The sequence below is a fragment of the Homoserinibacter sp. GY 40078 genome (genome assembly GCF_008017545.1).
Classification (GTDB): Bacteria; Actinomycetota; Actinomycetes; order Actinomycetales; family Microbacteriaceae; genus Homoserinibacter.
On record NZ_VRTZ01000002.1, the window covers coordinates 804,335 to 822,731 of the forward strand.

Genomic DNA, 18,397 nt, shown 5'->3' on the forward strand with positions numbered 1-18,397 from the left:
CGGCACGGAACGAGGTCTGATCCATGTTGATTCACCCGCTTCTGGTCAACCAGTGGCAGAGCTGGCTGATCGTGCTGCTCGTCGTGCTCGTGCTCTTCGGGGCCACACGTCTGCCCGCCCTGTCGAAGAGCCTCGGCCAGTCGATCAAGATCTTCCGACGCGAACTGGCGCCCGAGAAGTCGGACGACGCGGCGGAGCCCGCTGAGTCGACGGCTCGCGAGCAGGAGAAGCCCTCCAGCACCACGACCGACAAGTAGGCACGGTGGCCTCTCGTCAGGCCGGTAATTCGCGTTCCGCTCGACGGGCGAACCCCGACCGGAGGATGTCGCTCGCCGAGCATCTGATCGAGTTGCGCCGGCGCCTCACTCGTGCCGGGCTCGCGATCGCCGCGGGCACCGTCGTGGGATGGCTGCTCTACGACCTCGCGTGGCTCGGGGAGCTGCTTGAGCCTCTCGTCCCCGGGGCGCAGGCGGCTCTTGACGGCAAGGGAACCTGGTCGGCCATCAGCGGCCCCGTGTTCGATATCGCCACCGCCGGGGGAGCGGACCCCGACCGCATCGCGATCAACTTCACCAACATCACCGGTGCGTTCGACGTGCGGCTGCAGGTCTCTCTCGTGACGGGCATCATCATCTCGTCGCCGGTGTGGCTCTTCCAGCTCTTCGCGTTCTTCGTCCCGGGCCTCACACGTCGTGAGCGCGGCTACATCTTCGGCTTCTTCTTCACCGCCGTGCCACTGTTCTTCGCGGGGTGCGCCGCGGGGTGGTTCGTGCTGCCGCGCATCGTCGAGATCATGTACTCGTTCGTGCCCGACAACGCGACGACCCTGTACGAGGCGCGCGTCTACCTCGACTTCGTCCTGAAGCTCCTACTCGCCACGGGCGTGGCCTTCGTGCTGCCGGTGTTCCTCGTGCTGCTCAACTTCGCGGGAGTGCTGCCGGGGATCACGATCCTCAAGTCGTGGCGGTGGGCGGTCATCGCGATCGCCGTGTTCACGGCCATCGCCACCCCTGCGGGTGACATCATCTCGATGTTCCTGCTGGCGTTGCCCATGGTGCTGCTCTACTTCGCCGCCGTCGGTGTGTCGGTGTGGCACGACCGGATCGTCCTGGCACGGGCGAATGCGCCGCAGGCGGGCGTCTCCGGCGCATGAGCACCGCCGACGAGGTCGCGCTCTCTCCCGCGGAGCGCTACGCGGCATCCCGCGCCCGCGCCCGGACTCCTGAGCTCGAACGGTTCCGCAGGCACCTCACCGTCGAGCTCGACGACTTCCAGGTCGATGCGTGCCGCACCCTCGAAGAGGGGCGCAGCGTGCTCGTGGCGGCGCCGACGGGCGCAGGCAAGACGATCGTCGCCGAGTTCGCCGTCCACCTGGCTCTCACGGATGCGCGCGCGAAGGTGTTCTACACGACGCCGATGAAGGCGCTCAGCAACCAGAAGTACGCGGAGCTCGCCGCCGAGCACGGTTCCGCGCAGGTCGGTCTGTTGACGGGCGACACCAACATCAACTCGGGCGCACGGGTCGTCGTCATGACCACCGAAGTGCTGCGCAACATGCTCTACGCCGACTCGCCCCTGCTCACGGATCTCGCCTACGTGGTGATGGACGAGGTGCACTACCTCGCCGACCGGTTCCGCGGTGCCGTGTGGGAGGAGGTCATCATCCACCTACCGCGCGGGGTCCGGATGGTGTCTCTGTCAGCGACGGTCTCGAACGCCGAGGAGTTCGGCGACTGGCTGCAGGCCGTGCGTGGCGACGCCGATGTGATCGTCTCCGAGCAGCGTCCCGTGCCGCTCGAACAGCACGTGCTCGTGCGGGGGAAGCTCGTCGAGCTCTTCGACGGGGCGCAGTCGCCCGGCGCCCCGCCGCGGGTGAACCCCGAGCTCGCCCGCCTCGCGATCGCCGGGGGCCGAGGTGCGGGCACCTACCGCGGTCCGCATCCGGGCCGCCATCAGCGGCGAGGAGAGGTCGTGCGCGACCGGATCGACCGGCATGAGGTCGTGCGTCTGCTCGGCGATCGGCACCTTCTGCCGGCGATCTTCTTCGTGTTCAGCCGCAACGGATGCGACCAAGCGGTGCAGCACGTCCTGCGATCGGATGTGCGCCTCACCGAGCGCTGGGAACGCGACGAGATCCGCCACATCGTCGAGGAGCGCTGCGCGGGCCTGCGCGACGAAGACCTCGGCGTGCTCGGCTACTTCTCGTGGCTGGAGGGGCTCGAGCGGGGAGTCGCGGCTCACCACGCGGGTCTCATCCCGACCTTCAAGGAGGTCGTCGAGGAGCTCTTCCAACGGAAGCTGCTGAAGGTCGTCTTCGCCACCGAGACGCTCGCGCTCGGGGTGAACATGCCTGCTCGCACGGTCGTGCTCGAGAAGCTCGAGAAGTTCAATGGCGAGGCACGCGTGCCGATCACGCCGGGGGAGTACACGCAACTCACCGGGCGTGCGGGTCGCCGCGGAATCGATGTCGAAGGGCATTCCGTCATCCAGTGGGTCACGGGCCTCGATCCGCAGGCCGTCGCTTCCCTCGCCTCGCGCCGCAGCTATCCGCTGCACTCGAGCTTCCGCCCGACGTACAACATGGCCGTGAACCTCATCCAGCAGTTTGGGCGCGAACGCACCCGCGAGATCCTCGAGAGCTCATTCGCGCAGTTCCAGGCGGACCGCGCGGTCGTCGATCTGGCCCGCAAGATCCGGGAGCAGGAGCGCTCGCTCGAGGGGTACGCGGAGGCGATGCGCTGCCATCTCGGCGACTTCGCCGAGTACGCGGGCATGCGTCGCGAGGTGAACGACCTGGAGCGCAAGCAGGCTCGCTCGAGCGACGGCTCCCGCGTCGAACGCGACCGGCGGGGACGGCGGATCGCGCAGCTGCGGGGCCGGATGAAGCAGCACCCCTGCCACGCCTGCAACGACCGCGAGGCTCACGCCCGGTGGGCGGAGCGCTGGTGGCGCCTGAAGCGCGAAACCGACCGGCTGACGGGCCAGGTGCGTGGGCGTACGGGCGCGGTCGCGCAGGTGTTCGACCGGATCACCGAGCTGTTGCTCGACCTGGGGTACCTCACGCGCGACCAGCACGGACGTATCGAGGTGGCCGCCCCGGGACGTCAGTTGCGTCGTATCTACGGCGAACGCGATCTGCTCGTGGCCGAGTGCTTGCGCTCGGGCGCCTGGGAGGGCGTCGATGCGCCGACGCTCGCGGCGATCGCGAGCTGCCTCGTGTTCGAGCCCCGCCGCGAGGACGGCGGCATCGCTCGTGGGCTGCCACCCGGACGCTTCGCCCGCGCGTTCGAAGCCACCGAGCAGCGTTGGGCCGAGCTCTCGACCATGGAGGAGGACCGCCGCCTTCCGGAGACGGGTCCGTTGTCGGCGGCCCTCGCACTCGCCACCTTCCGATGGGCGCAGGGAGACAGGCTCGATCAGGTGCTCCGTGAGGCCGATCTCGCCGCGGGAGATTTCGTCCGCTGGATGAAGCAGGTGATCGACCTGCTCGATCAGCTCTCGATCGTCGCCGATGGCGAGCTGGGACGCACCGCGCGAACGGCCATCGACGAGGTGCGCCGCGGCATCGTCGCGTACTCGAGCGTCGCATGACCCCATCCGCCTCCTGCAGGCGGCCCCCAGCTCGGCGGCCGTAGGCTGAGGCTCCGATGTCCGCACCGACGACCGCTCGCGCACGCCCGCTCGTGCCGCTCTGGGCCGCGCTGCTGCTCGCCGCGGCGGCAGGGCCTGTGCTCGACGCAGCTTTCCCGGATCTCGGCTGGTGGCCGCTCGCCTTCATCGGCATCGCGATGGTGCTCGTGGCGGCCGACGGACGACGCGCGGGCTCCGGGTTCCTCGTCGGGTTGGTCTTCGGGCTGAGCTTCTACCTCATCCACATCGATTGGGCGACGGTGTTCCTCGGGCCGATCCCGTGGGCAGCGCTCAGCACGCTGATGGCCCTGTGGTGCGCGCTGGGCACGATGCTCATCTCGATCGCGACCCGCGTGATGCCGAGCGCCGTGCGCGGACCGCTCGGACGCCTCCTCTTCGTCCCGGCCGTCATCGCGGGCCTCTGGACCGCGAGGGAAGCGGTGGCGAGCGTCTGGCCGTATGGCGGCTTCGCGTGGGGCCGGGTGGCGCTCTCGCAGTCCGACAGCCCGATCTCGCCGCTGTTCGCCTGGCTCGGGATCTCGGGGGTGAGCTTCGCCATGGTGCTCCTCGTGAGCACGGCGATCGCTGCGGTGCGCGAATCCCGTGTGCCCGTGCTGCTCCGGGCGGCTCTCGTGACCTCGCTCGCGGCGATCATGGTCGCCGTGCCCGCATGGCCGACCTCGTCGTCGGACGACTTCCGGGTGGCGGCCGTCCAAGGCAATGGGAAGACGGGGTACTTCGATCCGCCCGAGCACGCCGGCGACAACCTCCGCAGCCAGATCGATGCGACGATCCCCGTGCTCGACTCCGGCGCCGACGTCATCGTCTGGCCGGAGGGCGCATCCGACCTCGATCCGCTTCGCGTTCCCGCCGCGGCCTCCGCATTCGACCAGATCTCGGCCGAGGCGGATGCGCCGCTCGTCGCGGGCACGATCACGGCGCGAGGTGACGAGTACTTCAACACCTCGCTGCTGTGGCGGGCGGGCGAGGGAGCGGTCGACTACTACGACAAGCGGCATCCGGTGCCGTTCGGGGAGTACGTGCCTGATCGCGCCATCTGGCGTCAGTTCGCGCCCGACCTCATCGATCTCATCCAGCGCGAGTACACGCCGGGAACGACCGACATGGTGCTCGATATCGGGTCGGACGGGCGCAGCGTGCTCGCCGGCATCGCGATCTGCTTCGACATCGTCGACGACGCCGTGATGCGCGAGGCCGTCGGGGAGGGCGCGCAGCTCATCCTCGCTCAGACGAACAATGCCGACTTCGGGCGCACCGACGAGAGCGTCCAACAGCTCGCGATCGCCCGCATCCGCGCGATCGAACTGGGCCGGACGGTCGTGAACATCTCGACCGTCGGGACGAGCGCCGTGATCCTCCCGGATGGACGGATCTCGGACCAGTTGACCTGGTACGAAGCGGACGCCATGGTCGCCGACGTGCCTCTGGAGACGACCACGACCCCCGCGACCGTGATCGGTGCGGGGGTCGAACGGGGTGTCGCCGCCGTCGGGCTGGGCGCCCTTATCGGGGCGAGCATCGCAGCCGCGAGGCGGCGCCGCGCCTGACGGGCGTCAGGCGGTCTTCGGGCGCTTCGCGGCCTCGCCGCGGCGAGCGCGCAGGTACTCCAGACGCTCCTGGAGGATCTCCTCCAGCTCCGCGCGCGTTCGGCGCTCGAGCAGCATGTCCCAGTGAGTGCGCGGGGCCTTCGACTCCGGAGCCTCGGACTGGACGATCTCACCGTCGTCGCCGACGAGGCGTCCCTCCTGGCCTGTGCGAGGCGACTCCCAGAGCTCGGGCACCTCGGCATCGGCGGCGAAGACGACCTCGAAAGTCGCCCCGTCCTCCGTGCGGTACACGGCCCTCTTCCTCGGCGAGAACTCGACTCCCTCATCGCTCTGCATGCTCTGAGCTCCGAGTCGCATCCCGCGCAAACTGCGATCCGCCATCGTGTGGCCTCCCTCTGCGCATTGTCACGTGGTGGGCACCTCGTTGGGTGCCGGTGTCGGCGCCGTCCGGTGGGCTCGAAACGCCGACGTTGAATTCAACACCAACCGTGGACCATGCCATGTCCGCGTGGAGCCGTTCGCAGTGGTTTCACAGCCAGCTCGCCACGGATTCGTAGACGAACGGCGTACTGCGAGAACGGCTCAGCGTCCGCCTCCGCGGCGAGCCGCGACGAGGGGCAGCGCGAGGTCGGCACGGTCGGTCACGATGCCGTCGACGCCCGCGTCGAGAAGTCGCTCCATCTCGGACGGCTCGTTGATCGTCCAGATGTGGACCTCGACGCCGACAGCATGGAAGCTCCGGATGGCACGTGCGCTCGTGGTCGAGACGCCTGCGCCCCGAGGCGGCAGCTGCACGGCATCGACGTCACGCAGGATCCGGCGGAGCACGGTCGTCGCGCCACAGCGGGCCGCATGCACGGCGGCGAGCGCGCCCGCAGCCGAGATCGAGGTCGCGACGCCGGGCAGCTCACGGAGCACAGACAATCGCCGAGAGGCCGAGAACGATCCGACCAGCACGCGGTTCTCGGCGCGTGCGTCACGGATGGCGCTGATCGTGCCCGGGACCGCATCCGCCGACTTCACGTCGATGTTGAAGCGAGTCTCGGGAAACGCGTCGAGCGCCTCCGCGAGGCTGCAATACCCCTGGGACTCGCCGAGGGGTACACGGCGCAACTCGGCGCTCGTCAGTTGAGACACTTTCACATCACGCCCGGCCATGCGGCTCAGGTCAGGGTCATGGCTGATCATCGCCACGCCGTCCGCCGACCCGTGCACGTCGGTCTCGACATGGGTCGCCCCGAGGTTCACTGCATGGAGGAACGCCAGGAGCGTGTTCTCAGGAGCATGGAGGGCGAGCCCACGATGGGCGAGCACCCGCGGGGGAGGGGGAGACAGGAAGGTGACCGGCTCACCTCGTTCACGACGCGGCATGATGCTCGAAACTAGCACCGCCGACCGACGGAGCGTCCCACCTCACGAGCCTCGGTAGGCTGGGGGATCGTGAACGACGTGCTTCCTCCCGACTCGATGCGCGGAATGCGCGTACTCATCACCGGTTCCTCTCGCGGGATCGGGGCCGACACCGCCGGGTATCTCGCGGCGGCGGGCGCAAAGGTGGTCATCAACTACCGCAACAAGGAGGCCCGCGCCCTCAAGGTCGTCGCAGGCATCCAGGAGGCCGGGGGAGAGGCGATCGCCGTCGGCGCCGACCTCACCGATCCGGCTTCGGTCGCCGAGATGTTCGCCCGCGTCCGCGAGGAATGGGGCGGACTCGACGTGCTCGTGCTGAACGCCTCGGGCGGCATGGAGTCGGGGCTCGGCGAGGACTACGCCATGCGCCTGAACCGCGACGCGCAGGTCAACGTGCTGGATGCTGCCGTGCCGCTGCTGCACGCCGGCTCACGAGTCGTGTTCGTGACGAGCCACCAGGCGCACTTCATCGAGACCGTGCCGACGATGCCCGAGTACGAGCCCGTGGCACGTTCGAAGCGAGCGGGGGAGGACGCGCTGCGCGCCCGCATCCCGGAGCTCGATGCCGCCGGTGTCTCGTTCGTCGTCGTCTCGGGCGACATGATCGAGGGCACCATCACGGCGACTCTGCTCGAGCGGGTGAACCCGGGCGCCATCCAGACCCGCCGTGAGGCCGCCGGTCGGCTGTACAACGTCGCGGAGTTCGCCGCCGAGGTTGCCCGGGCTGCCATCGAGGACATCCCCGCCGACAACACGCGCTACGTCGGCGACGTGTCCGACTTCACCGGCCGCGACTGACACGAGCCAGCACCGTGACCAGCACGCACCGCCACCGCCCGGTCGCACGCGTGCTCGTGTTCGACCGTGACGGTCGGGTGCTGCTGTTCCTCACCACCGCCCCCGATTCGTCGGGCGTCGCTCGGTGGCTGACACCCGGCGGGGGAGTCGATCCGGGCGAGTCGTATCCGGATGCCGCACGCCGGGAACTCCGCGAGGAGACCGGCCTCGACTCGGCGGATCTCGGTGAGGCGGTCTGGGCGCACGATTACGACGTGGAGTGGGATTCGGCCGACCACGACAGTGGTCACGCGGAGTTCTTCCGACTCGTCACCGACCGCTTCGTGCCGGTTGACGACGAGTGGACCGACGACGAGCGGATCGACGTCCTCGGACACAGGTGGTGGAGCATCGCAGAACTGGTTGCCGAGCGTCCGCGATTCGAGCCTGCGGAGCTGATCGACGTCGTGCGGCGGTTCGCGCCATCGTCATGAGCGTGTACCGAGAATCGCCGACAGAGAAGAGATGACCGTGGCACCGGATCGCAGCGAACTCGAGAGCCTGCTCGCCCAGATCGCCCGCGAGGAGACGGAGCTGAGCTTTCCCGCCTTCGGGCACGACGAGGGGTGGCGGCTCGGCCGCACGATCCGGAGGCTGGCACGGGAGAGGCAACTGGCCGTCGCCATCGACGTGCGACTGGGGGAGCAGCAGGTGTTCCACTCGGGACTCCCGGGCTCGACCGCCGACAACGACGACTGGATCGCCCGCAAGGTGCGCACGACCCTGCGATTCGGCCGGAGCAGTCTGGCGATCCGTCTAGAGCGCGACTTGGAACTCGCGGGCTTCGACTGGCTCGACCCCGCGACGTTCGCGGTCTCGGGCGGATGTGTACCGATCCGGGTCGGGGGAGCCATCGTCGGCACCGCGACCGTCTCGGGTCTTCCTGACCACGAGGACCACGCTCTCGTGGTCGAAGGACTGCGCGCCATGCGTGTTTGACCGGGCTCCACAGCCCACGTGCTCCCTACGCGGCCCCCGAACACGGGCTACCGATGGGCGACGCACCCGAGCACGCTGGACGCCATGAGCCTGCCCGAGCTCACTCCTGAGCTTCTGACACTTCTCGGCGCCGCAGTCGGCGCCGTGATCCTCGTGCTGCTCCTGCTGTGGCTCGTTGTGCGATCCGCGGTGCTCAGCGCCCTGGGGGCCCACGCGAAGCGCATGGAGAAGCTCGCCACCAAGCCTGCCCGCCGGGAGGCGCCCGCGACCGAGGTCGCCGCGCCTGCCGACGGTTCAACTGCGGATGCCGCGGTCGCCCCCGCGGACGTGAGCGCGACTCCGACCCTGCCCGGTGTCGCGTTGCCCGCGGCATCCGCACCCGCATCCGCGGCGGCACTACCGCCCGCCGCGTGGGCATCGCCGTCCGCAGCGAGCGGCGGCTCGCCGTTCTCGGCTCCGGTCGCCGCACCTCAGGCGGCTCCTGCGGCTGTCGCCGCCGCCGAGGCGCTGTACCGCTCGCACCCGGGAGTTCCTGCTCCGAGCCGGCCGCCCGTCGCGACCGAACTGCCGGCGGCGAGCACGCAGCCCGCGGTGGCCATGCCGGCGTTCCCGCAGACGCCGCCTCAGGAATCGGACGCGTACGACGCGCTTCCGCCGCCCACCGAGGCCCAGCGCCGCGCCTGAGCGCGCCAGCGCAGCGCCGGAGTGTTCGGGCGCCGCGACGGTCGTTCTCCTGCGGTCAGGATTGCGCTGATAAGCGCGATTATGTCAGGACGACGCGGAACTTTCCACGGCTCCGTGGGGCGAAATACCATCGAGCGATGACGACGACGAGCGACGGGTCTCCCCGGCAGCCGCATCCGTTCCGCTTCGGGATCGTCGCCCCGCTCCTGTCCGACGTCTCCAGCTGGCGCGACCAGGCGCGCCGGATCGCCGACCACGGCTACTCGACCCTGTTGATGCCCGATTTCCCACAGCTGCAACCGGTGCCCGCCGCGACGCTCATGATCGCCGCCGAGAGCGCCGGGATACGGGTGGGCACCTGGGTCTACGCCGCTCCCTTCCGCGCTCCCTGGCTCACCGCCTGGGAGGCGCACTCTATGACGACGCTCACCGAGGGTCGCTTCGAGATGGGAATCGGCGCGGGTCGCCCGGGGATCGAGGACGAACTGCGCGACCGCGGGCTGCCCGTGCCGACGGCGTCGGAGCGTCGACGGAACATCCGCGACACGATCGGGGAACTGCGGCGCCTCGACGGCGAGCGGCGCACCCCGGTAGCGATGGCCGTCATCGGACCAAGGGCGCAGGAGCTCGCTGCAGAGGTCGCGGACATCGTCACCTTCGCGATGCTCCCGAGTGAGTCCCGAGCCGACGTCGTCACGAGGATTCGCCGCTTCCGCAACTCCCGCGATCTTGAGCTCTCGATGCACGTGCCGGTCGTCGGCAATGCCGTCTCGCCGTTCATGGCGCCACCCGACACCGACATCGCGGCTCTGCGCGCCGCCGACTCGCTCGCCTACCTGCCGCCAGACCCCGCCGCGGCCGCCGACGAGCTGCGTCGGCGTCGAGAGGAAACCGGCGTCTCCTATGTAGCCTTCGGCGCGAACGTCGCGGATTCCTTCGCCCCGCTCGTCGCGGAGCTCTCCGGCACCTAACCCACTCGGCTCCCCCGCTCCCCACTCCACTCAAGAGCTCGGCAGCGTCAAAGGACGCTACCGCTGCTCGGCGACCGCCCTGCGGTCACCAGTCGCGCGGACCCTGTACCCGATCCCCCATCGCTCGCGACGCGCGCGTCGGCCTCGGGTGGTGATACTCGTACAGGCCGCGCCGCACGGCGCGCCAGATGATCGTGTACGTGAGCCAGATGCCGAGGATGACAACGCCCGCACACACCACGAGGTAAATGACGAGGAACGTAACGCCCGCACCGAGAACGCTCGAGAAGTCTGGATACATCCCGCCAGCATGGCGCTGAACGGGAGTGCCGGCTCACCCCAATGCGGGGGTTCCCGCGTCGTAGAGTGGGCACACCATCCACGTGAAGGAGCGTGCCATGTCCGACTCCCCCGCCCCCTACGCGGCCCCCTCCCCTGCCCCGCACACCAATGGGCTCGCGATCACCTCGTTCGTGCTGGGTATTCTGGGCTTCGCGCTGATCCCGGTGATCCTCGGTCACATCGCACTCAGCCAGATCCGCACGCGCGGAGACGGCGGCAAGGTCTTCGCGATCATCGGACTGGTGCTCGGCTATCTGGGCCTCGTCTGGTGGATCATCTTCCTCGTCTTCATCCTGCCGCTGCTGTTCATCGGCGCTGCCTCGTCCCTGGGCTGACACGGACCTTACGAAGCGGTGACAGCGGACGGATTCCGCACCCCCGCCTCCTCGAGGGCCGTGAGACTGAGCCTGTGGTCGCATCGCATGCTCCCGTCGCCGTCATCGGCGGCTCAGGCCTCTACGCACTCTTCGAGGGTCCGAACACGCGCAGCGAAATGGTCGCGACCCCGTACGGCACCGTCGAACTGACACGCGGAGAGCTCTCGGGGAGGCCGGTCGTGTTCCTCCCCCGGCACGGACGCGATCACTCCGTCCCGCCGCACCGCATCAACGCCCGCGCCAACATCTGGGCGCTCGCGACGGTCGGCGCCCGCGCGATCATCTCGACCGCCGCGGTCGGGGCGATCGCCACCTCGCACCCCGTCGGCTCCCTGAGCCTCGTCGACCAGTACATCGATCGCACGCACGGACGCGCCGACACCTTCTACGACGAGGACTCCGTGCAGCACCTGGGGTCCGCGGATCCGTTCTGCACGACTCTGCACACCATCGCCGCCGAGGCGCTCGCCACGGATATCCGCACCGGCGAGGTGATCGACGGCGGTACCGTCGTGGTGATCCAGGGGCCACGGTTCTCCACCCGCGCCGAGTCGGAATGGTTCCGCGCGGCCGGTGCTCACCTCGTGAACATGACCCTGTACCCCGAGGTACCGCTCGCGGCCGAACTCGGCATCGGCACCGTCGCACTGGCGTTCGCCACCGACAACGACGCGACCCCCAGCGCCGAACCTGTGACCGCCGAGCTCGTGTTCGCTCGCCTCGCCGCAGCCAGACCCCGGATCATCGCGGCCATCGAGCGCATCGCCCGGGCGATCCCCGAGGACTATGCGATGGCCGAGCTCATCGATGCGGAGGCCGTCGCTGCCGTGCTGGCGAGGCCCACCCGATGAGGCTCCTCGTCACGGGTGGAGCCGGCTTCATCGGCTCCGCCGTCGTACGAGCCGCCCGCACCGCCGGGTGGGAGGTGCGCGTACTGGACTCGCTGCGGGCCGACGTGCACGGCGACCCCGCTCCTCCGGCCGACGTCGACTTCGTGCAGGGCGACGTGCGCGACCCGCACGCGCTCGAGCGTGCGCTCGCCGACGTGGATGCCGTTTCGCATCAGGCCGCGAAGGTCGGGCTCGGCGTCGACTTCGCTGATGCGCCCGACTACGTCGCGTCCAATGATCTCGGGACGGCGGTGCTACTCGCTGCGATGACCCGCCGGGAGATCGGCCGACTCGTTCTCGCGAGCTCGATGGTCGTCTACGGCGAGGGGGCGTATCGAGGGGGCGACGGTCGCCCATCGCGGCCGGCGCCCCGCCGCATCGACGATCTCGCCGCGGGCCGATTCGACCCCGTCGATGCCGACGGCACGCCCCTGCAGCCCGCGATGATCCACGAGGACGACGCCCTCGATCCGCGCAATGTCTACGCCGCCTCGAAACTCGCCCAAGAGAACCTCGCCTCGGCGTGGGCGCGCGCGACAGGCGGCAGCGCGGTCGCGCTCCGCTACCACAACGTCTACGGGCCCGGCATGCCTCAGAACACCCCCTACGCGGGCGTCGCGTCCCTGTTCCGGTCTGCCATCGAGCGAGGCGAGCGTCCTCGCGTGTTCGAGGACGGCGCGCAACGTCGGGACTTCGTCCATGTCGCCGACGTCGCCTCCGCGAATGCGGCCGCACTCGGCCACACAGCGTCGATGGAGAGCGGAGTCTTTCGCGCCTACAACGTCGGCAGCGGCGAGGTGCACACGATCGGCGAGCTCGCCGCGTCCCTCAGCCGCCATGCGGGTGGCGATGCGCCCGTCGTCACGGGCGAGTACCGGCTCGGCGACGTGAGGCACATCACCGCATCCTCGGAACGGATCCGCAGGGAACTCGGATGGCGCCCCTCCGTCTCATTCGACGAGGGCGTCGGCGAGTTCGCATCCGCACCCCTTCGGGCGGCCGTGCGATGACCCACGTCGATGTGGTGCTCCCCTGCCTCGACGAAGCGGGCGCGCTCCCCTGGGTGCTCTCGCGCCTGCCCGAGGGATATCGCGCGATCATCGTCGACAACGGATCGACCGACGGGTCGGGAGACGTGGCACGCGCGCACGGAGCGCTCGTCGTCGACGAACCACGCCGGGGATTCGGCTCGGCCGCCCACGCGGGGCTCCTCGCAGCGGAGGCCCCGATCGTCGCCTTCTGCGACGCCGACGCCTCCATGGACCCTGCCGACTTGCCCTCGCTCGTCGATCGTATCGCCGGAGGAGAACTCGACCTCGTGCTCGGGCGACGCCGCGCCGTCAGCCGAGGTGCGTGGCCCGTCCACGCACGGATCGCGAACCGGGCCCTCGCCCTGCTCATCCGGCGATCCACGGGACTGCGCATTCACGACCTCGGGCCGATGCGCGCTGCGCGGCGCGACGCCCTCCTCGACCTCGACCTCCGCGATCGCCGAAGCGGCTATCCGCTCGAGATGGTGCTTCGCGGGCACGAGCAGGGGTGGCGGATCGCCGAGGTCGACATCCCCTACTCACAGCGCATCGGCAGATCGAAGGTCATCGGCACCGTACGAGGAACCGCCACGGCGATCACCGACATGTCCCGATTGCTCCGCGGATGACCGCACTCGTGCTGATCGCGAAAGAGCCGCTCCCCGGTCGTGCGAAGACCCGTCTTCATCCACCCCTCTCTCTCGATCAGGCGGCCGAGCTGGCGGCGGCCGCGATCGACGACACGATCGGCGCCCTCGCCGAGGTGCCCGCGACTCGTCGCATCCTGCTGTTCGACGGCGAGCGGACGCCCCCCTCGGCGCGGGACTACGAGACGATCCCGCAGGCCGACGGCGAGCTCGACGTCCGGCTCGCCGCGATGTTCGACTCGCTCGCGGAGCCCGCCGTGCTGATCGGGATGGACACCCCGCAGGTCTCCCCCACCCACCTCGCCGCACCCTTCGCGAGCTGGCCTGAGAACGTCGACGCCTGGTTCGGTCCCGCCGCCGACGGTGGATTCTGGGCGCTCGGCATGCGGGAGCCGGACGGAGACCTCATCCGTGGGGTGCCGATGTCACGATCCGACACGGGAGAGCATCAGCTGCGTCGCCTGACGGACGCGGGGCTGCGCGTCGGCGTGCTCGCAACGCTCACCGACGTCGACACCATCGCGGATGCCCGCGAGGTGGCACGGCAGGCCCCGGCGACGCGCTTCGCCGCGCTCCTCAGCTCGTTCCTCGGCTCCGACTCCCCCGGCGCCTGAGCAGCAGCGCGACGACGATCGCCGCGGCGGTCGCCGCGAGAATGCCCGCCAGCACGAGCAGCAGATTGCCGAGGTAGTCGAGAGGCAGGATCGTCGGATTGGCGGTGCCGATCGCCTGCTTGACGATCTCGGGCACCACGAGAACTGTCACGATCACCGCGACGACGGCCGCCGCCTGCGCGATCGCGAGCACCACGAACGGAACGCGGTCGTCGATCCGCCGCACGATCACGGTCGCGGCGAACAACACCATCGCCGCGACCCCGTCGTGCAGCACGAGCGCCCCGAGCAGCCAGGCGGCCACGCCCGGATAGTCACCCGGCCTGACCTCCGTAAGGAACGCCCCGACCCCCGTGGCGAGCAGCAGCACCCCCACCCCGACCAGCACGGCCCGCCAGATCGCCATCCGCTCCGACACGACCACACGCTCCGCCGCCATCAGATCACCTCCAGGCGCGAGAGCCACTTCGTCTGCAGCACACCGGGCCTCGCAGGCGCGATGATCCGCGCCGGATACCCGTGATCGAGATCGAGCGTCTCGCCGTTCAGCTCGAGAGCCACGAGCGTGAGCTCGTCGCGCACGAACTCCGGCTGCATCTCGGTGACGGCGTAGATGCTGTGCTGCTGGAGGCTCGTGATGCGCACACCCGCTTCGGCCGTCGCACCCACGGCATCGACGAGATCGCGCAACCGCGGACCGCGCCACCACGCGTACTGGCTCCATCCCTCCACACAGGCGATGGGCAACCACGCGTCATACTGCGGCAGCATCGCGAGCTCGTCGTAGCTGAAGCTGCGGGATCGTTCGCCGTTCGACACCGTGAGCGTCCAGTCGGGCGCGGTAGCGGCTTCCTCGACTCCGGCAGCCTGGGCGGTGCGGTTGACCGGCACCGACTGGGGCCCCGTGTTGTTCTTGCGGGGCGCGAGCAGGTTCAACGGATCCAGGATGCGGAACGACTGCCCCGCGGTGAACGCCACGAGGACCCCGGCCGCGGCACCCACCGCTGCGAGGAAGCCGCGGCGGCTCACCTTCGCACGCCGGTCGGGTGGCTCGGGCGTCGGCTTCTCGTCGATCCAGGCGAAGATGCGCCCTGTCACCCCCGCATCCGGACGGATGCCCGTGCGTCGCTGCAACTCGTCCGGCGTCCCGAACGCCACGTCGGGGTCGGACGCCGACTCCCCCTCGCGCAGCGTCCCGTCATCCAGGTAGGCGTCACGGGCACGCCAGTAGCGGGCGATGATCGGCAGCTTGACGGCGATGTGGATCGCGAGCGAGCCGATCACCACGAACGACAGCGCGAAGTGCACGTGCCGGAACGAGAACGGGAACAGCGAATAGAACTGGTACGTGTTGAGCAGGCCGATCGTGATCTGCACGAGCGACGCGGCAACGAAGAGGGCGATCGACGCGCGCTCCACGACATGCCCGAACGAGCGCACCGGCGGGGTCTGGAACAGCTGCGGGAACACCGCGTAGAGCTTCGCGAACAGCAGCGGGAAGCAGATGATCCCAGCCGTGATGTGCGCTCCCTGACTCACCTGATACAGCCAGCTGGGGCGCGTGGGGAACGCCATCCAGGGCGCCGGGTCCTGCAGCAGGTGGCTGTAGATCCCCGTGGCGAAGCACACGAGGAACGCAGCCGCCAGCAGCCGACCGACGACGACCGCCATGCGCGGCGTGCGCGACGGAGTCTGGAGTGCGTGCCGGAACTGGTGCAGCAGTCGTTGCAAACGCCAGGTCAGGTTCACGAGTCGGCTCCGCTATGCGGCCACGGATGCGTGAGCGGGCAGGCGGACATCGAAGCGGCAGCCGCCGGGGACGTTCTGCACACTGATCTGGCCGAAGTGGGCCTCGACGATGCCATGAACGATTGCGAGTCCGAGACCCGCACCACCAGAGATGCCGTCGCGCTCCCCCGGTGCGCGCGACGGCGACGCGCGCCACCCCGCCTGGAAGATCTTCGACAGATCGCTCTCGGGAATCCCCCCTCCCTCGTCCTCGACGGTGAGGACGACGTGACCGTCGCCGTCGTGACAGGCCGAGACGGTGATCTCACTCCCCGCCGGCGAGTGCTGGATCGCATTGATCAGCAGGTTCCCGATCACCCGAGACAGCTCGCGCGGATCACCCACGACCGTCAACTCGCCGCTGCTCGCCTCCCGCAGGCGGATCGAGCGCGCCTCCGCCACGGCACCGAGCTCGGCCACCACATCACTCACCAGGTCGTAGATCGAGACGGGCTCCATGCTGAGCGACAGCGTGCCCGACTGGATCTTCGACAGCTCGAAGAGATCGTCGACCATCGCCGAGAGGTGATCGACCTGCGCGCTCATCTGCCGATGGAACCGCGGCGGGTCGGCGGCGAGGCCGTCCTCGAGCGCCTCCGCCATCGCGCGGAGGCCCGCGAGCGGTGTGCGCAGGTCGTGCGCGATCCACGCCACCAACTCGCGACGCGATGCGTCGAGCGTCGCCACCTCGTCGCGCGCCTGAGCGAGTCGCAGGCTCGTGCTCGCGAGCTCGTCCGCGAGACCCGCGAGCTCGGCGCTCCGGGCCGGAGCCGAGGCGGCATCGAGACGCTCCCCCGCACCCAGCGCTCGGGCCATCGACCGCAGGCGTGCGCTGTTGCGGGTGAACGCGTGCCCGAGCACCGCCGCGACCACGATCGACACCGCGGCCGAGACACCCGCGATCCACCAGACGACGGTCAGATCGTGCACGGAGACGTACATCGCCTGAGCGACGGCGGTGATGCCCGCGACGACCGACACGATCGAGGTCGCGACGACCACGAGCACCTGCACGAGCATCGACGAGCGCCGCGCGACCCAGAGCACCACGAGGCCCAGGCCGCCGACGACGAGCGAGCAGACGAGCGAGATAGCCACCACGATGAGCAGATCGGAGAGCGGAAGCATGGGGATCCTTAGAGGTCGAGCCGGTAGCCGACGCCCCACACGGTCACGAGGGTCGTCGGGGAGGTGGGATCGTCTTCGATTTTCTCGCGCACCCTCCGCACCGTGACGGTCACGGTCGAGAGGTCGCCGAAGTCCCAGTGCCACACCGCGTGCAGCAGCTGCTCGCGGCTGAAGGCCTGTCGCGGATGCTTGAGCAGGAAGGCGAGCAGATCGAACTCGCGCACCGAGAGCGCGAGTTCCCGTCCGTCGCGGCGGATGATCCGGGCCGCTGGATCGAGGGCGAACGGCCCTCGCTCGATCGCCGCCTCCGGCGTCAGCTCGGTGACACTGCGGCGCAGGATCGACTGCACGCGCAGCACGAGCTCGCGCGGCGAGAACGGCTTCGCCAGGTAGTCGTCCGCTCCCGCCTCAAGGCCGTCGATCCGGTCTTCGGTCGCCGACATCGCGGTCAGGAGGATGACGGGCACGGTCGAACTCGCCCGGATTCGGCGGCACACCTCCGCTCCATCGATCCCGGGCAGCATCCGGTCGAGCACCACCAGATCGGGGCGCCTCGCGGCCACCGCCTCGAGGGCCGCGAATCCGTCGGTGGCGACCTCGACGAGGTACCCGGCCGACTCGAGGTAGGCGCTCGCCACCTCCAGCACGGTGGGGTCGTCTTCGACCACGAGCACGCGGCGGTCGCTCAGCTCACCACGGCGCGCGGGTGCGACGGCGGGGTACTCCATACCTGACAGTAAAGACCTCTCCCCCGCGCCGAGGGCGGCCGATCGGCTCCGACGGCGCGACCGTCCGCATTTCGTAAGGTTCGGACGCCCCACCCGTCTGGCCCGATTCATACAGTCGAGAAATGGTGCATGCGAGGTCGGAGCCACGCGCGATGAGCGGATTCGGATCCGGCCTGCGCGAGCCCTACGGGCGAGCACTGCGAGACCCCACACGGACGCTGTACCTGCGGGACGCCCAGACCGAGACGCGCACCGACTCGGTCCGCGTCGAGGTGGAGCGCTTCCTCGCCGCAGCCGACGCGGGCGACGAAGCCATCGTGGCCGACGCGAGCGGACCGGTGCTCGACGTCGGATGCGGGCCGGGCCGCATGGTGCACGCCGCCATCATGGCGGGGCATCTGGCGCTCGGGGTCGACATCTCGGAGACGGCCGTGCGCATCGGCCAGGACCACGGCCTACCCGTACTGCAGCGTTCGGTGTTCCACGATCTCCCGGGTGAGGGCGAATGGGGCACCGTGTTGCTCATCGACGGGAACATCGGCATCGGAGGCGACCCGGTGACGCTGCTCGCCCGCTGCGGTGAGCTCATGCATCCGGAGGGACGCGTCATCGTCGAGGCGCACCCTGAGCCGGAACGCGACCGCGTGTTCATGGGGATCGTGGTCGACGACCTCGATCACGAGAGCCTCCCGTTCCCCTGGGCCGAGGTGGGCGCCGAGCGTCTGCGCGTCCATGCCCGCCGCGCGGGTCTCACGGTCGTCCGCGAGTGGTCGACACGAGGCCGCGCATTCACCGAGCTCAGCCGAGGGTGAC

At 69.6% G+C, this 18,397-nt stretch carries 22 protein-coding genes; 15 read left to right on the top strand and 7 right to left on the bottom strand.

Features of this window, described 5'->3' with window-relative positions; genetic code table 11:
• Positions 1 to 23: 23 nt before the first annotated feature.
• The 4 genes from FVQ89_RS12580 to lnt all read left to right on the top strand — a co-directional run bounded on the left by FVQ89_RS12580 (position 24) and on the right by lnt (position 5,198).
• A complete protein-coding gene (locus FVQ89_RS12580) occupies positions 24 to 257 on the top strand; it encodes a twin-arginine translocase TatA/TatE family subunit (protein ID WP_147902262.1) in 234 nt (77 codons plus the stop codon).
• Positions 258 to 322: 65 nt separating this feature from the next.
• Positions 323 to 1,153 carry a twin-arginine translocase subunit TatC gene (tatC, locus tag FVQ89_RS12585; RefSeq protein WP_147902466.1) on the top strand — a complete coding sequence of 277 codons (831 nt, stop codon included), beginning with the start codon at positions 323 to 325 and terminating at the stop codon, positions 1,151 to 1,153.
• Complete coding sequence (locus FVQ89_RS12590) at positions 1,150 to 3,591, top strand: RNA helicase (protein WP_147902263.1); 2,442 nt, start codon at positions 1,150 to 1,152, stop codon at positions 3,589 to 3,591. Before tatC ends, FVQ89_RS12590 begins: the two co-directional genes overlap by 4 nt.
• A 56-nt stretch (positions 3,592 to 3,647) precedes the next feature.
• Positions 3,648 to 5,198, top strand: coding sequence for an apolipoprotein N-acyltransferase (gene lnt, locus FVQ89_RS12595; protein ID WP_147902264.1), 1,551 nt, complete (start codon positions 3,648 to 3,650; stop codon positions 5,196 to 5,198).
• Between the two features lie 6 nt (positions 5,199 to 5,204).
• Here the strand turns inward: lnt and FVQ89_RS12600 are convergent, their stop codons facing one another.
• A complete protein-coding gene (locus tag FVQ89_RS12600) occupies positions 5,205 to 5,579 on the bottom strand; it encodes an RNA polymerase-binding protein RbpA (protein WP_147902265.1) in 375 nt (124 codons plus the stop codon).
• Between the two features lie 201 nt (positions 5,580 to 5,780).
• Positions 5,781 to 6,569: a glycerophosphodiester phosphodiesterase family protein gene (locus FVQ89_RS12605; protein WP_147902266.1), complete on the bottom strand. Its 789-nt coding sequence runs from the start codon at positions 6,567 to 6,569 to the stop codon at positions 5,781 to 5,783.
• A 96-nt stretch (positions 6,570 to 6,665) separates the two neighbouring features.
• Here FVQ89_RS12605 and FVQ89_RS12610 point away from each other — a divergent pair, with 96 nt between their 5' ends.
• From FVQ89_RS12610 to FVQ89_RS12630, 5 genes are all read left to right on the top strand, one after another.
• Positions 6,666 to 7,406, top strand: coding sequence for an SDR family oxidoreductase (locus tag FVQ89_RS12610; protein WP_187265039.1), 741 nt, complete (start codon positions 6,666 to 6,668; stop codon positions 7,404 to 7,406).
• Positions 7,407 to 7,420: 14 nt separating this feature from the next.
• Positions 7,421 to 7,879, top strand: a complete 459-nt coding sequence (locus FVQ89_RS12615; RefSeq protein WP_147902268.1) for an NUDIX hydrolase — start codon at positions 7,421 to 7,423, stop codon at positions 7,877 to 7,879.
• Positions 7,880 to 7,910: 31 nt separating this feature from the next.
• The gene (locus tag FVQ89_RS12620; protein ID WP_147902269.1) at positions 7,911 to 8,384 is read left to right on the top strand and encodes a heme-degrading domain-containing protein; all 474 of its coding nucleotides are present in this window, start codon (positions 7,911 to 7,913) and stop codon (positions 8,382 to 8,384) included.
• 84 nt (positions 8,385 to 8,468) lie between these two features.
• The gene (locus FVQ89_RS12625; protein WP_147902270.1) at positions 8,469 to 9,068 is read left to right on the top strand and encodes a hypothetical protein; all 600 of its coding nucleotides are present in this window, start codon (positions 8,469 to 8,471) and stop codon (positions 9,066 to 9,068) included.
• Between the two features lie 137 nt (positions 9,069 to 9,205).
• Complete coding sequence (locus tag FVQ89_RS12630; RefSeq protein WP_147902271.1) at positions 9,206 to 10,039, top strand: LLM class flavin-dependent oxidoreductase; 834 nt, start codon at positions 9,206 to 9,208, stop codon at positions 10,037 to 10,039.
• Between the two features lie 85 nt (positions 10,040 to 10,124).
• Here the strand turns inward: FVQ89_RS12630 and FVQ89_RS12635 are convergent, their stop codons facing one another.
• Entirely contained in the window at positions 10,125 to 10,340 is a 216-nt protein-coding gene (locus tag FVQ89_RS12635; protein ID WP_147902272.1) for a hypothetical protein, read from the bottom strand.
• A 97-nt stretch (positions 10,341 to 10,437) separates the two neighbouring features.
• On the opposite strand from FVQ89_RS12635, the gene FVQ89_RS12640 reads away from it, so the two are divergent.
• The 5 genes from FVQ89_RS12640 to FVQ89_RS12660 all read left to right on the top strand — a co-directional run bounded on the left by FVQ89_RS12640 (position 10,438) and on the right by FVQ89_RS12660 (position 13,940).
• The gene (locus tag FVQ89_RS12640; protein WP_147902273.1) at positions 10,438 to 10,716 is read left to right on the top strand and encodes a DUF4190 domain-containing protein; all 279 of its coding nucleotides are present in this window, start codon (positions 10,438 to 10,440) and stop codon (positions 10,714 to 10,716) included.
• Positions 10,717 to 10,790: 74 nt separating this feature from the next.
• Positions 10,791 to 11,609 (top strand): MTAP family purine nucleoside phosphorylase, encoded by an 819-nt coding sequence (locus FVQ89_RS12645; protein WP_147902274.1) that lies wholly within the window; start codon positions 10,791 to 10,793, stop codon positions 11,607 to 11,609.
• Positions 11,606 to 12,658, top strand: coding sequence for an NAD(P)-dependent oxidoreductase (locus tag FVQ89_RS12650; RefSeq protein WP_147902275.1), 1,053 nt, complete (start codon positions 11,606 to 11,608; stop codon positions 12,656 to 12,658). The genes FVQ89_RS12645 and FVQ89_RS12650 overlap by 4 nt, the downstream gene beginning before the upstream one ends.
• Positions 12,655 to 13,308, top strand: a complete 654-nt coding sequence (locus FVQ89_RS12655) for a glycosyltransferase family 2 protein (RefSeq protein WP_147902276.1) — start codon at positions 12,655 to 12,657, stop codon at positions 13,306 to 13,308. Before FVQ89_RS12650 ends, FVQ89_RS12655 begins: the two co-directional genes overlap by 4 nt.
• Positions 13,305 to 13,940: a DUF2064 domain-containing protein gene (locus FVQ89_RS12660; protein ID WP_147902277.1), complete on the top strand. Its 636-nt coding sequence runs from the start codon at positions 13,305 to 13,307 to the stop codon at positions 13,938 to 13,940. Before FVQ89_RS12655 ends, FVQ89_RS12660 begins: the two co-directional genes overlap by 4 nt.
• Here FVQ89_RS12660 and FVQ89_RS12665 read toward each other — a convergent pair.
• The 4 genes from FVQ89_RS12665 to FVQ89_RS12680 are packed head-to-tail and all read right to left on the bottom strand — an operon-like array spanning position 13,903 to position 17,584.
• Entirely contained in the window at positions 13,903 to 14,379 is a 477-nt protein-coding gene (locus FVQ89_RS12665; RefSeq protein WP_147902278.1) for a hypothetical protein, read from the bottom strand. The genes FVQ89_RS12660 and FVQ89_RS12665 overlap by 38 nt on opposite strands.
• Entirely contained in the window at positions 14,379 to 15,689 is a 1,311-nt protein-coding gene (locus FVQ89_RS12670; protein WP_255513595.1) for a molybdopterin-dependent oxidoreductase, read from the bottom strand. Before FVQ89_RS12670 ends, FVQ89_RS12665 begins: the two co-directional genes overlap by 1 nt.
• A gap of 12 nt (positions 15,690 to 15,701) precedes the next feature.
• Positions 15,702 to 16,856 (bottom strand): sensor histidine kinase KdpD, encoded by a 1,155-nt coding sequence (locus FVQ89_RS12675; protein WP_147902279.1) that lies wholly within the window; start codon positions 16,854 to 16,856, stop codon positions 15,702 to 15,704.
• 8 nt (positions 16,857 to 16,864) lie between these two features.
• Positions 16,865 to 17,584 carry a response regulator transcription factor gene (locus FVQ89_RS12680; protein WP_147902280.1) on the bottom strand — a complete coding sequence of 240 codons (720 nt, stop codon included), beginning with the start codon at positions 17,582 to 17,584 and terminating at the stop codon, positions 16,865 to 16,867.
• Positions 17,585 to 17,706: 122 nt separating this feature from the next.
• On the opposite strand from FVQ89_RS12680, the gene FVQ89_RS12685 reads away from it, so the two are divergent.
• On the top strand, positions 17,707 to 18,396 hold the full coding sequence (locus tag FVQ89_RS12685; RefSeq protein ID WP_147902281.1) for a bifunctional 2-polyprenyl-6-hydroxyphenol methylase/3-demethylubiquinol 3-O-methyltransferase UbiG: 690 nt from the start codon (positions 17,707 to 17,709) through the stop codon (positions 18,394 to 18,396).
• Position 18,397: the final 1 nt, after the last annotated feature.

Coding starts and splice junctions, on each gene's coding strand:
- FVQ89_RS12580 (WP_147902262.1), top strand. CDS start 24: ATGTTGATTCACCCGCTTCTGGTCAACCAGTGGCAGAGCTGGCTGATC.
- tatC (WP_147902466.1), top strand. CDS start 323: ATGTCGCTCGCCGAGCATCTGATCGAGTTGCGCCGGCGCCTCACTCGT.
- FVQ89_RS12590 (WP_147902263.1), top strand. CDS start 1,150: ATGAGCACCGCCGACGAGGTCGCGCTCTCTCCCGCGGAGCGCTACGCG.
- lnt (WP_147902264.1), top strand. CDS start 3,648: ATGTCCGCACCGACGACCGCTCGCGCACGCCCGCTCGTGCCGCTCTGG.
- FVQ89_RS12600 (WP_147902265.1), bottom strand. CDS start 5,579: ATGGCGGATCGCAGTTTGCGCGGGATGCGACTCGGAGCTCAGAGCATG.
- FVQ89_RS12605 (WP_147902266.1), bottom strand. CDS start 6,569: ATGCCGCGTCGTGAACGAGGTGAGCCGGTCACCTTCCTGTCTCCCCCT.
- FVQ89_RS12610 (WP_187265039.1), top strand. CDS start 6,666: ATGCGCGGAATGCGCGTACTCATCACCGGTTCCTCTCGCGGGATCGGG.
- FVQ89_RS12620 (WP_147902269.1), top strand. CDS start 7,911: ATGACCGTGGCACCGGATCGCAGCGAACTCGAGAGCCTGCTCGCCCAG.
- FVQ89_RS12625 (WP_147902270.1), top strand. CDS start 8,469: ATGAGCCTGCCCGAGCTCACTCCTGAGCTTCTGACACTTCTCGGCGCC.
- FVQ89_RS12630 (WP_147902271.1), top strand. CDS start 9,206: ATGACGACGACGAGCGACGGGTCTCCCCGGCAGCCGCATCCGTTCCGC.
- FVQ89_RS12635 (WP_147902272.1), bottom strand. CDS start 10,340: ATGTATCCAGACTTCTCGAGCGTTCTCGGTGCGGGCGTTACGTTCCTC.
- FVQ89_RS12640 (WP_147902273.1), top strand. CDS start 10,438: ATGTCCGACTCCCCCGCCCCCTACGCGGCCCCCTCCCCTGCCCCGCAC.
- FVQ89_RS12650 (WP_147902275.1), top strand. CDS start 11,606: ATGAGGCTCCTCGTCACGGGTGGAGCCGGCTTCATCGGCTCCGCCGTC.
- FVQ89_RS12655 (WP_147902276.1), top strand. CDS start 12,655: ATGACCCACGTCGATGTGGTGCTCCCCTGCCTCGACGAAGCGGGCGCG.
- FVQ89_RS12660 (WP_147902277.1), top strand. CDS start 13,305: ATGACCGCACTCGTGCTGATCGCGAAAGAGCCGCTCCCCGGTCGTGCG.
- FVQ89_RS12665 (WP_147902278.1), bottom strand. CDS start 14,379: ATGGCGGCGGAGCGTGTGGTCGTGTCGGAGCGGATGGCGATCTGGCGG.
- FVQ89_RS12675 (WP_147902279.1), bottom strand. CDS start 16,856: ATGCTTCCGCTCTCCGATCTGCTCATCGTGGTGGCTATCTCGCTCGTC.
- FVQ89_RS12680 (WP_147902280.1), bottom strand. CDS start 17,584: ATGGAGTACCCCGCCGTCGCACCCGCGCGCCGTGGTGAGCTGAGCGAC.
- FVQ89_RS12685 (WP_147902281.1), top strand. CDS start 17,707: ATGGTGCATGCGAGGTCGGAGCCACGCGCGATGAGCGGATTCGGATCC.